Source organism: Firmicutes bacterium HGW-Firmicutes-1, assembly GCA_002841625.1.
Lineage (GTDB): Bacteria > Bacillota > Clostridia > Lachnospirales > Vallitaleaceae > HGW-1.
Genome location: PHAG01000010.1, coordinates 1 through 12,310, shown reverse-complemented (window position 1 = coordinate 12,310; position 12,310 = coordinate 1). Strand labels below are relative to the sequence as shown.

Here is a 12,310-nt window from a genome sequence, read left to right as displayed (position 1 = left end):
AGGATACTGTTAAATGAATGAGAATGAAGATTTTGACAAGATTATTGGTGTAGATTTACAGGAAGAAATGAAGAAATCTTATATAGATTATGCAATGAGTGTTATCGCATCTCGTGCATTACCTGACGTAAGAGATGGATTAAAACCTGTTCAAAGAAGAATTCTTTATGCAATGAGTGAGTTGAACTTATCTCCAGATAAACCATTTCGTAAATCAGCACGTATCGTTGGGGATACAATGGGTAAGTACCATCCTCATGGTGACAGTTCTATTTATGAAGCGATGGTTAGAATGGCACAAGATTTTTCTACTAGGTATTTGTTAGTTGATGGACATGGTAATTTCGGTTCTGTTGATGGAGATAGTGCAGCAGCAATGCGTTATACCGAAGCTAGACTTAGTAAAATGGCAATGGATATGTTAGCAGATATTCAAAAGGATACTGTAGATTTTGTTCCAAACTTTGATGAATCCTTGAAGCAACCATCTGTTCTACCTGCAAGATATCCAAATCTATTGGTTAACGGAACCTCTGGAATTGCAGTAGGAATGGCAACTAATATTCCGCCGCATAACCTTAGAGAAATAATTGATGCAGTGGTTAAGATTATTGATAATCATGTATTGGAAAACAAAGAAACAGATATTGAAGAGTTAATTAAAATCGTAAAAGGTCCTGATTTTCCAACAGCTGCTAAAATATTAGGTAAAACAGGTATTTTAGAAGCATATAGAACTGGAAAAGGAAAAGTAAAAGTAAGAGCTGCCCTTGAAATAGAAACCACCGCTAGTAATAGACAAAAAATTATTGTAACGGAATTGCCATTTCAAGTGAACAAGGCACGTTTAATTGAAAAAATTGCTGATCTTGTAAAAGATAAAAAAATCAATGGTATTTCTGATTTAAGAGATGAATCTGATAGAACAGGTATGCGAATTGTTATTGAATTAAAAAGAGATTCAAATGCCAATATAGTTGTAAATCAGTTATACAAGCATACACAATTACAAGATACTTTTGGTATTAATATGCTTGCATTAGTAAAAAATGAGCCTAAGGTTCTTAATTTAAAGCAAATGCTTGAATATTATTTAGAGCATCAAAAGGATGTTGTAACGAGAAGAACTAAATTTGATCTTCAAAAAGCGGAAGATAGAGCACATATTTTAGAAGGCTTGCTAAAAGCATTGGATGCAATTGATGAAATCATTAGAATTATTAGAGCTTCCAAGAACACTGCAGAAGCTAAAAGTAATTTAATTGAAGCCTTTGCATTTTCCGATGTTCAAGCGCAAGCAATTGTAGATATGCGTCTTAGAGCTTTAACAGGTTTAGAAAGAGAAAAACTTGAAGAAGAATATAGAGAGTTACTTGAGAAAATCAAAGAATTAAGAGCTATCTTAGGCGATGAAAATATTTTATATAAGGTTATTAAGGAAGAAATCTTAATCATTAGAGAAAAATTTGGTGATAAGAGAAGAACTCAATTAACCTATGATGACAGTGAAATATCCATCGAGGACTTAATTGAAGTAGAAGAAACTACGATTACTATGACTTATCTTGGCTATATTAAAAGAATTCCAATGGATACTTATAAAAGCCAAAATAGAGGTGGTAAGGGAATAAAAGGGATGCAAACAAGGGAAGAAGATTTCGTTAAAAATATTTTCATTACTTCAACCCATCATTATATTTTATTCTTTACCAACAAAGGTAAGGTTTATAGAATGAAAGCGTATGAAATACCAGAATCTGGAAGAACAGCAAGAGGAACAGCTATTGTGAACTTGCTACAATTAGATCCTGGTGAACAAATAACAGCAGTTATTCCTTTAAAGGAATATGAAGCAGATAAATTTTTGATTATGGCGACAAAAAAAGGTGTAATCAAAAAATCTAGTATTATGGATTATGTAAATATTAGAGTGAGTGGTTTGCAAGCAATCGTCCTAAAAGAAGAAGATGATTTAATCGAAGTTAAATTAACGGATGGAAGTCAACAGATTATTTTAGGTACGAAGCATGGACAATGCATCGTATTTAATGAAGATGATGTTAGATCAACGGGTAGAACCTCAATGGGTGTTAGAGGTATGAATTTAAATGATGATGATGAATTAATAGGTATGCAATTATTATCGCAAGGTTCTGATATACTAGTTGTATCTCAAAATGGTCTAGGAAAGAGAACGAAAATTAAGAGCTTTACCATCCAAAGACGTGGAGGTAAAGGGGTTAAATTCTATAAGATTAATGATAGAACGGGTAATGTTATAGGTATGAAGGCTGTTAATATTGATGATGATGTTATGTTAGTAACGAATCAAGGTATTATTATTAGAATACGTGCTAAAGAAATTTCTCAATCTGGACGTGTTACATCAGGTGTTAAATTAATGAATATTGATGAACATATCAATATTGCAAGTATCGCAAAGATTAAAGACGTGTTTGAGATAGAGAATGAAGAAGAATAGAATGTAAAAATAAAGTGGTTGTACAGGGTATAACCACTTTGTTGTATACGTATATATTAAAATGAATACATTAGCAAATGAAAATGGCCAGATAGGAGGATAAAATGAGAGAAATTGGTGTGAATGAGATTATTAATGTAGTGAAAGAATTGTGCATAGATTCAAATTATAATATAAGCAAAGATATTTTATGTGCCTTTCAGGAGTATTATAAAAAGGAAAGTTCTGAAATTGGTAAAGAGGTTTTAGATCAATTAATTGAGAATTCAAAGATCGCTAGTGAAAAACAGATGCCAATTTGTCAAGATACTGGAATGGCGGTTGTTTTTTTTGAGATAGGTCAAGAGGTTAGAATTGTTGATGGTGATTTGAGTGAGGCGATTCATGAAGGTGTAAGAAGAGGGTATGAAGAAGGGTATTTGAGAAAATCAGTTGTTAGAGACCCTTTTTTTAGAGAAAATACAAAGGATAATACGCCCGCAATCATTCATTATGACATTGTTAAAGGAGAAAATATAAAAATTACAATTGCTCCAAAAGGCTTTGGGAGTGAGAATATGAGTAGAATTTATATGCTTACGCCTTCAGATGGTATGGAGGGTGCAAAGAGAGTAATCCTAGAAACGATAGAAGCAGCTGGTGGTAATGCTTGTCCACCTATGGTTGTAGGGGTTGGCATTGGTGGTACCTTTGAAAAAGCAGCAATTTTAGCAAAAAAAGCATTGTTGAGGCCAGTGGGTGATGTTTCAAAAATAGAGTATGTAAAAGAATTAGAAAAGGAATTACTTAACAAAGCGAATGAACTAGGAATTGGTCCTCAAGGTCTGGGGGGAAATACTACGGTTTTGGGAGTTAAAGTAGAAGTATTTCCAACACATATTGCCGGATTGCCGGTAGCTATTAATATTAGTTGTCATGTTACAAGACATAGTACAAGAGTAATTTAACCGAATGGAATAAGTTCCCCGCTTCTAAAGCGGGGAACTTATTCCAACATCGGTGGGGGCCCCCACCGATGTGCAAGCGAAGCTTGTATACGGTTACGAAACCGTAGCGAATGCGGAGGTTTCTTAATATTGATCCTAGCGAAAAAAGTATTGGAGGTTGTTATGGATATTAAATTGACTACACCATTAACAAAAGAAAAGGTTCAGGGCTTGAAAAGTGGGGATAAGGTACTAATAACAGGTACAATTTACACGTTAAGAGATGCTGGACATAAGAAAATGATAGAACAAATAAATAATGGGGATACTCTTCCTATAAACATAAAAGACAATATTATCTATTATGCTGGTCCATCTCCAGCTAAGCCAGGTCAAGTTATTGGATCTGCAGGTCCAACAACAAGTTATAGAATGGATGATTATACACCAACACTTTTAGATTTGGGTTTAAAAGGAATGATAGGAAAAGGTGATAGAAATGAAGCGGTAATTCAAAGTATGAAAAAAAATACTTGTGTTTATTTTGCAGCCGTTGGTGGAGCAGCAGCTTTAATTGCAAACACAATAAAAAATTGTGAAGTTATTGCTTATGAAGAGCTGGGAACAGAAAGTTTAAAAAAGTTAGAGGTAGAAGATTTTCCTGTAATTGTTGTAATTGATTGCAATGGAAATAACCTGTATAAAAGTGAAAGAGCAAAATATAGAGCATAGCTTTTTGTGGATAATTGCCCAAAATTAGAAATTTTAATAGCTTTAAGTGACAAATCAGATATAGTATGGTAAAATGTAGTATATTAATAGGAAAGTAGTTTATAAAAAACTAACAGGAGGATTTGGAAATGTACAAAAAGATTTTTGCATTATTATTAGTTTTAACTATGGTTTTATCTTTAGGAATTACAGGATGTGGTAAGAAAGTTGATGAACCAAAAGAAACACCAGCTCCAGTGGAGACACCAGAAGAGCCAACTGTCGAAGCAATTAGTGTAGGTTTAGTAACTGACATAGGTGGTATTGATGACAAATCATTTAACCAAGGAACTTGGGAAGGTATTAAAAGATTTGCTGAAGATACAGGTGCTTCTACAGATTACTTACAATCAGAATCAGATACAGATTATATTCCTAACTTATCAACATTTTCTGATGAAGCATTTGACCTTATTGTTGCACCAGGATTTTTGTTTGAAGATTCTTTAACAGAAGTATCTGCAAATTTCCCAGATCAAAAATATCTAATTATCGATATGGTAATTAACGCACCAAACGTAGCTAGTGCAGTTTTTGCAGAAGAACAAGGTTCTTTCTTAGTTGGTGTTGCAGCAGCATTAAAATCACAAGAAGCAGGAAAAGATACAGTAGGATTTATTGGTGGTATGGACTTTGATCTTATCCAAAAATTTGAAGCTGGTTTTGAAGCTGGCGTTAAAGCAGTAGATCCAGAGATGAACGTATTAATTGAATATGCTGGTTCATTTGCAGATGCTCAAAAAGGTCAAACCCTAGCAGCAAAAATGTATAATGAAGGCGCATATGTTATTTATCATGCAGCTGGAGCTACAGGAAATGGTTTAATAAAAGAAGCAAAAGACCGTGCAACAAATGGCCAAGAAGTTTGGGCAATTGGTGTTGATAAAGACCAATATGAAGATGGTATTTATGATGGAACTAAGTCAGTTATTCTTACATCAATGATGAAACGTGTAGACGTAGCAGCATATGATGTAGCTGAAATGACTATGAAGGGTGAATTCCCTGGTGGAGAGATATTAGCATTTACACTTGAAAACAGTGGTGTTGGTATTCCAGCAGAAAATCCAAATTTATCAGCTGAAATAGTAGCTAAAGTTACTGAATTTGAAGGTAAAGTAAAATCTGGAGAAATTGTAGTTCCTACAGCTCCTGTACGTTTAGCTCAGTAATTAAAAATTATAAATAAAGTAGTTAAGCTACTTAAGTAGACAGGAGAGCTTCGCTTATGTTAGCAAGCTTCCTTGTCTATAAAAAGCCAAGGCAATTGTCTTGGTTTTTTTCTAAGCAATTTATTTAAGGAGGTCATCATTTGATATCAACCATTCAAGATATTATCCAAGTTACTGAAAGTAAATCGTTAACTTATCAACAAAAGTTATTTAATATGGCAAATGTTGCAGAAAGATTAATAGATCCCAGAGAGCTATTAGGCTATTCAAATGAAGAAATGCAATATTTGAACAATAAGATGATTTGTGATTTGAATGAAGGATATGCTCTCTATAGACCTCGTTATATAGTTCCAGATTACAAGGTTTTTGTAGAAAATGGTTGTAAATTCTTGAATATTCAGCCACCTCAGTGCTTAGATGAATTATTAGATGGATTAATAATATTGTATCATCATGTGCCATCCATAACTTCTTTTCCTGTTTATATTGGAGATTTAGATAAGCTTATTGATCCATTTATTATAGAAGAAAAAGAAGCATATGTTAAGATTAAGCGATTTTTAAATCATATTGATAAAACAATTGTGGACTCTTTTTGTCATGGCAATATTGGTCCAGAGAAAACCTTGGCAGGTGAGCTTATACTTAGAGCGATTATTGAATTAGAAAATCCAACACCAAATTTAACCTTTAAGTATAATAAAGATGTTGTGCAGGAGGATTTTCTATTAAACGCGATTAATGCTAGCTTAAGGGTAGCAAAACCATCCTTTAGCAATGATGTTTTATATAATAAAGATGTAGGTGATCATGCTATAGTGAGCTGCTATAATGCTTTGCCTTTAGCAGGAGGGGCTTATACGCTGACTAGATTAAGGTTAGGGACAATTGCTAGAGAGACAAATTCAATAGACGAATTAATAATAGATGAGCTACCTCGTGTGGCAAATGCTATGTTATCAATGATCGATAAAAGAGTTTCTTATATAGTTGAGAAATCACATTTTTTTGAAACCTCCTTTTTAGTTGAAGAAGGATATATTAAGAAAGAGAATTTTACAGCAATGTTTGGAATAGTAGGATTAGCAAATGCTGTAAATCATCTCTTAAAGTGTGAGGGAATTAGTGAAAAGTTTGGGACTTCAAAGCGTGGAGACGAGATAGGTCATCTAATACTCTCAAAACTAGAAGTTATCGTGAACAATTATAATGGGAAATATGTTGAAAGAACAAATAACCATTATTTGTTTCACGGGCAAGTAGGAGCTAGCCTTGATGATGAGGATAATTTTAATGCACCAGCACATAGAATACCTGTTGGAGACGAACCACCATTACCTATGCATTTAATTCAAGCAGCTCAGTTTCACAAGTATTTTCCATCTGGTACAGGAGATCTATTTGCTTTTGATCAAACCTATGTCAAGAACTTAGATGGGGTGGCCGATATTATTAAGGGTGCCATAGATATTCAATTTCGATATATTTCTATATATCTTCAAGATAGTGATTTGATTCGAATTACAGGTTATCTTGTGAAAAGAAGTGAAGTTGCAAAGGTTGAAGATGAAAAGGTAGTTCTAAGAGATACTGATATTTTTGGACACGGAACGAATAAGAATTCTCAATTATTCAACAGAAAGACGAGAAAAGATGGACAATAAGTTGATTGTAAACCAAATAATTCCTTTTTCTAATGTAGATGGAAATGGGAATCGATGCGCAATTTTCTTGCAAGGTTGCAATATTTCATGTGTTTATTGTCATAATCCTGAAACAATCAGGCATTGTAATGACTGTGGTGAATGTGTAACTGCTTGCAGATTCGGGGCTATTAGACTTGTAAATGGAAGAATTCAATATAATAAAAAGCTATGTATTTCATGCAGTGATTGTATTAGGGCATGTGAAAACAATTCATCACCTAAGACTATGACCTATAGTGTTCCTGAATTGTTAGATGTGATAAAACAATATTTGCCTTTTATACGCGGAATTACAATATCTGGAGGAGAACCGACTTTACAGAAAGATCTCATTATTGAATTATTTAAAAATGTGAAAACTTTAGGATTGTCGTGTTATGTAGATACAAATGGTTTTTTTGATGTTAGTGAAATGGAAGCTCTAGTAGAGATAACAGATAAATTTCTATTCGATATTAAAACAGTTGATGATTCTCAGAAGTTATGTGGTGTAGCTGATCTTTCTTCTTTAGCTACATTAGAATATTTATTAAAAAGGAATAAGGTAGAAGAGGTTAGAACAGTTGTAATAAACTCTTATATGGATGGAAGAAAAACAATTGAACAGGTAGCAAAACTGCTATTAAACAATCTTGATGTAACCTATAGAATTACAAAGGTGCATACGCAAGGGCTATTAAAAAAACAAGTAGTCATGGTGAATGATTTTATACCATCTGATGAACAAATACTAGAACTAGTTCAGTTTGGAAGAGATCTGGGAATTCAGAAGATGGAGTATGTTTTATAATACAGTAGACAAGGAGAGCTTATATGGAATATGTTATTGAAATGCTCGGCATTACAAAAGAGTTTCCTGGTATTAAAGCAAATGATAATGTAACCCTACAGGTTGAGAAGGGTGAAATTCATGCCTTGTTAGGTGAAAATGGAGCAGGTAAATCTACACTTATGAGTGTTTTATTTGGTCTATATCAACCTGAAAAAGGGACTATTAAAGTTAGAGGAGAAGAAGTGGCAATTTCTAATCCGAATATAGCGAATAAATATGGCATTGGCATGGTGCATCAACATTTTAAATTAGTAGAAAATTTCACAGTAACTGAAAATATTATTCTTGGGATTGAACCAATGAAATCTTTTTCGAGAATAGATATAGAGAGTGCAGCAAAAAAAGTAAAAGAAATTAGTGAAAAGTATGGATTAAGTGTTGATCCTTATGCAAAGATCGAAGATATATCAGTTGGCATGCAACAAAGAGTTGAAATATTGAAAATGCTATATAGAGATGCTGAAATTCTTATTTTTGATGAACCAACTGCAGTTTTAACACCTCAAGAAATACATGAATTAATGGGTATTATGAAGGAGTTAACAAATGAAGGTAAGTCCATTGTATTAATTACTCATAAATTAAAAGAAATAAAAATGGTAGCAAATCATTGTACTGTACTAAGAAGAGGTAAGTATATCGGTACAGTTAATGTTCACGAGACTTCAGAAATGCAAATGGCTGAGATGATGGTAGGTCGTGAGGTAAGCTTTAAGGTTGATAAAGATTATCCTAAAACTGGAGAAGTTGTTTTATCCATCAATAATCTAGTGGTAAAAAATGCAAGAGGGCTTCCAGCTGTTAAGAATTTAAACCTTCAGTTTAAAGCGGGTGAAATTACCTGTGTTGCAGGGATAGAAGGCAATGGTCAAACAGAGCTTATAGAAGCAATTGTTGGTCTTAGAAAAGTAGAAAGTGGCAAGATCGTATTTAATGGTACAGAAATTCAAGGGTTAAGTATTAGAGAAAGAACATTAGGTGGCATAGGGCATATCCCGGAAGATCGCCATAAGTATGGACTAGTTTTAGATTTTAGTTTAGAAGAAAACTTTATTCTTCAGACTTATTTTAAAGAGCCTTTTTCAAAGAAGGGTACTTTACAATATGAAGAGGTTCGAAAATATTCTGAACAGTTAATTAGCGAGTTTGATGTAAGAAGTGGTCAAGGAAGCATTACCAAAGCTAGAAGTATGTCTGGGGGTAATCAACAGAAGGCGATTATTGCAAGAGAATTAGAACGCTCTCCAATTCTTTTGATTGCAGCACAACCAACTAGAGGACTCGATGTTGGTGCGATTGAATATATACACAAGCGCCTTGTAGAAGAGCGTGATAAAGGTAAGGCAGTTCTTCTTATGTCATTTGAAATGGAAGAAGTATTGAACTTAGCAGATGGAATTGCTGTAATGTATGAAGGTGAAATAGTTGGAACTGTAGAGGCACATGAAACAAATGAAAATGAGCTTGGACTTATGATGTCTGGTTCTACGAGGAAAGAAGGTGAACCAAATGACAAAATTTAAAGAGTTCATTAGTAGTGATAAAAATCAAAAATTCCTAATACCATTTATAGCAGTATTTACAGGCTTTCTTGTGGGGGTTTTTATTTTACTAATAACAGGTGAAAATCCGATAGATATCTTTAAAGCCATTTTAAGAGCCGTATTTGGTGTTGACTTAAACAAAGTTGGAAGTGGAAAGGATGTTTTTAATCCTAGATATGTGGGTGAATATTTTGTATATGCAATGCCTATTATTTTAACTGGTTTATCGGTAGCCTTTGCATTTAGGACTGGATTATTCAATATTGGAGCAGAAGGGCAAGTAATAGTAGGCTCATTTGCTGCAGTAGTGGTTGGACTATCTTTTAACCTACCAGTTTTCATTCATCTACCATTAGTTATCGTTTCAGGAGCGTTAGCAGGAGCGATTTGGGGTTTTGTACCAGGTATATTAAAGGCAAAATTTAATGTGCATGAGGTTGTTGTAAGTATTATGATGAACTATACAGCCTTACATATTACAAATTATTTCCTGAAAAATTTACCAGGTAGCGATAATGCAAAAACAGCGGATCTTCCACTCAGTGCAACGCTTAGTAGTGACTTTCTTGCAAGTATTACGAATAAATCTAGACTTCATTGGGGATTTATTGTTGTCATTATTGCGGTGTTTATATTCTGGTTCATTATTGAAAAAACAACTTTTGGATATGAATTACGTTCCGTAGGTTTTAATAAAAATGCTTCAAAATATGCAGGTATGAAAGTAGAGAGGAACACGGTTTTATCTATGATGATATCTGGAGCATTTTCAGGTTTGGCTGGGGCAATTATCGCAGTGGGCACGTTTGGTTATGGAAGAGTTTTGCCAGCATTCGAAAATTATGGGTTTGATGGAATCGCAGTAGCTCTAGTTGGTGGGAATACGGGGCTAGGCAGTCTTTTTGGAGGACTCTTATTAGGTTCTTTAAAAGCAGCACAACCCATTATGCAAACAATGAAAATCCCAAGAGATATTGCTATCATAATTGTATCCTCAATAATACTATTTATTGCAATGCAAAATGGTATTAAAATGATTCTAAAAAAATTAGGGGGTGCAAAATAATATGAGTACATTACTATCAATGCTAACCTTAACACTAATTTTTTCTACGCCAATAATAATAGTTGCATTAGGTGGATTGTTTTCTGAACGAGCAGGGGTTGTTAATATTGCCCTTGAAGGTTTAATGATGATTGGTGGTTTTTCAGCAGCAACAAGTATCGTATTTCTTGAAAAAACAATACCAGGTTTGGCACCATGGATAGCAATCGTTATCGGTATGCTAGTAGGGGGATTGGTTTCTCTTATACATGCATATATTAGTGTTAACTTGCAAGGGAACCAAGTCATTTCGGGTACAGCAATTAATATTTTTGCTATTGGGATTACAATTTATTTGTCACAAGTAATATTTCATCAACAAAGAACAGAAACATTTAAAAAAGGATTCATCAAAACTACTTATAATGGATTAAGTGATATTCCAATTATTGGTGATGTTTTCTTTACTAATATTTATCCGACAGTATTTATTGCGTTAGCACTCGTTGTTGTAACTTGGTACGTTGTATATAAGACTAAGTTTGGATTGCGTTTACGAGCAACAGGAGAGCACCCACATGCTGCGGACAGTATGGGTATCAATGTTTATAAGATTAGATATATAGGTGTTATCCTATCTGGTTGTCTAGCTGGTCTTGGAGGAGGAATCATGATTCTAACTCAAGATACACAATATACTGTTATGAGTATTCATGGAACAGGATTTATTGCTTTGGCAGCGTTAATTTTCGGAAAATGGAAACCAGTTGGTGTGCTTGGAGCAAGTTTATTCTTTGGTTTTTCACAAATACTTAGTATTTACTCCAATAAATTTGGGATTTTATCTAAGTTACCTTTTGAATTTTTTTATGCGCTTCCTTATATATTAACAATTATTGCACTTGTTGTATTTAGTGGAAAGGCAGTTGGGCCAAAGGCAGCAGGGGAACCTTATGATAAAGGTAAGAGGTAGATCGTAGATTGATTTAATTTATCTAGTAGGAAGGCATGAGTTGTCAACTTCGGTTGATAGCTTGTGTCTTTTTTTGATTATATGTTGATAACATGAGAGGAAGATCATGTTTAATTATAAAGGTACCTCATGTGTCAAGAGTTTTTAATAATAGAACTAAGGAAGACAGAACTATAGTAATAGGTAAGGATTTATATTAATGGGTAAGCATAATTAAGGCTAAAAATCTTCTGTTAAGAAAAGATAGATTAGATGAATCAATAGCCAAAGTGTGATGACCAGCTAAAATTCTGACTGTTTTAATAAAGATCGGAATTAAAGTTCAGAAGTAAATATTCTAAATTAATATTTAAGGTAAATAAAACAGTGACTAGGGTTTAGAGATTGGGTAATATAGTGTGAATTCTATAGGATTATAATGAAGGCATTTAATTGTTAAATGTAATAATATAGAACTTTTGCAGTATGGGAAAACTTACAGCCAAAAAGGGTTGACAAGTGGTTCAAGCTTTAGTATAATATCATTTGCGCCTATAAATTAGGACAGACAATAAAATGCTTTTTTATCTTGTTTTTCAACCATGGGGAAGTACTCAAGTGGCTGAAGAGGTGCCCCTGCTAAGGGTATAGGTCGTTCACGCGGCGCGAGGGTTCAAATCCCTCCTTCTCCGTTAAAAACATATAAAAAAGATGTTGACAAAGCAGATGATACATGATAAGATAGCTTCTGTTGCGTCAAACATAAGTTGTTGAGAGTAACAAACAGAACCTTGAAAACTGAACAGTAAACCAACCAATTAATTCAAGTAATGACTCAGTTTTCGCGTAAGCGAAATACTGAACAGGTTTTATCGAT

The 12,310-nt window shown here is 33.7% G+C and carries 9 protein-coding genes and 1 tRNA gene; all 10 read left to right on the top strand.

The annotated features are described in order from the left end of the window. Positions 1 to 13 precede the first annotated feature (13 nt). Positions 14 to 2,482 (top strand): DNA gyrase subunit A, encoded by a 2,469-nt coding sequence (locus CVU84_12865; protein ID PKM93798.1) that lies wholly within the window; start codon positions 14 to 16, stop codon positions 2,480 to 2,482. A gap of 104 nt (positions 2,483 to 2,586) precedes the next feature. After that, entirely contained in the window at positions 2,587 to 3,429 is an 843-nt protein-coding gene (locus CVU84_12860; protein ID PKM93797.1) for a fumarate hydratase, read from the top strand. Positions 3,430 to 3,591: 162 nt separating this feature from the next. Beyond that, positions 3,592 to 4,140 (top strand): fumarate hydratase, encoded by a 549-nt coding sequence (locus tag CVU84_12855; protein ID PKM93796.1) that lies wholly within the window; start codon positions 3,592 to 3,594, stop codon positions 4,138 to 4,140. Between the two features lie 128 nt (positions 4,141 to 4,268). Continuing rightward, positions 4,269 to 5,351, top strand: a complete 1,083-nt coding sequence (locus CVU84_12850) for a BMP family ABC transporter substrate-binding protein (GenBank protein ID PKM93795.1) — start codon at positions 4,269 to 4,271, stop codon at positions 5,349 to 5,351. Positions 5,352 to 5,491: 140 nt separating this feature from the next. Next, the gene (gene yjjI / locus CVU84_12845; protein ID PKM93794.1) at positions 5,492 to 7,018 is read left to right on the top strand and encodes a YjjI family glycine radical enzyme; all 1,527 of its coding nucleotides are present in this window, start codon (positions 5,492 to 5,494) and stop codon (positions 7,016 to 7,018) included. Continuing rightward, positions 7,008 to 7,850 (top strand): YjjW family glycine radical enzyme activase, encoded by an 843-nt coding sequence (gene yjjW, locus CVU84_12840; GenBank protein PKM93793.1) that lies wholly within the window; start codon positions 7,008 to 7,010, stop codon positions 7,848 to 7,850. Before yjjI ends, yjjW begins: the two co-directional genes overlap by 11 nt. Before the next feature lie 23 nt (positions 7,851 to 7,873). After that, on the top strand, positions 7,874 to 9,415 hold the full coding sequence (locus CVU84_12835; protein ID PKM93792.1) for a heme ABC transporter ATP-binding protein: 1,542 nt from the start codon (positions 7,874 to 7,876) through the stop codon (positions 9,413 to 9,415). After that, on the top strand, positions 9,402 to 10,502 hold the full coding sequence (locus CVU84_12830; protein ID PKM93791.1) for an ABC transporter permease: 1,101 nt from the start codon (positions 9,402 to 9,404) through the stop codon (positions 10,500 to 10,502). Before CVU84_12835 ends, CVU84_12830 begins: the two co-directional genes overlap by 14 nt. A gap of 1 nt (position 10,503) precedes the next feature. Continuing rightward, entirely contained in the window at positions 10,504 to 11,454 is a 951-nt protein-coding gene (locus CVU84_12825) for a sugar ABC transporter permease (GenBank protein PKM93790.1), read from the top strand. Positions 11,455 to 12,037: 583 nt separating this feature from the next. Then, positions 12,038 to 12,125: transfer RNA gene (locus CVU84_12820), tRNA-Ser, on the top strand. Positions 12,126 to 12,310: the final 185 nt, after the last annotated feature.

Excerpts from the sequence above, each read along its gene's own strand:
- yjjW (PKM93793.1), top strand. The coding sequence starts at position 7,008 with ATGGACAATAAGTTGATTGTAAACCAAATAATTCCTTTTTCTAATGTA.
- CVU84_12860 (PKM93797.1), top strand. The coding sequence starts at position 2,587 with ATGAGAGAAATTGGTGTGAATGAGATTATTAATGTAGTGAAAGAATTG.
- CVU84_12850 (PKM93795.1), top strand. The coding sequence starts at position 4,269 with ATGTACAAAAAGATTTTTGCATTATTATTAGTTTTAACTATGGTTTTA.
- CVU84_12835 (PKM93792.1), top strand. The coding sequence starts at position 7,874 with ATGGAATATGTTATTGAAATGCTCGGCATTACAAAAGAGTTTCCTGGT.
- CVU84_12825 (PKM93790.1), top strand. The coding sequence starts at position 10,504 with ATGAGTACATTACTATCAATGCTAACCTTAACACTAATTTTTTCTACG.
- CVU84_12865 (PKM93798.1), top strand. The coding sequence starts at position 14 with ATGAATGAGAATGAAGATTTTGACAAGATTATTGGTGTAGATTTACAG.
- CVU84_12855 (PKM93796.1), top strand. The coding sequence starts at position 3,592 with ATGGATATTAAATTGACTACACCATTAACAAAAGAAAAGGTTCAGGGC.
- CVU84_12830 (PKM93791.1), top strand. The coding sequence starts at position 9,402 with ATGACAAAATTTAAAGAGTTCATTAGTAGTGATAAAAATCAAAAATTC.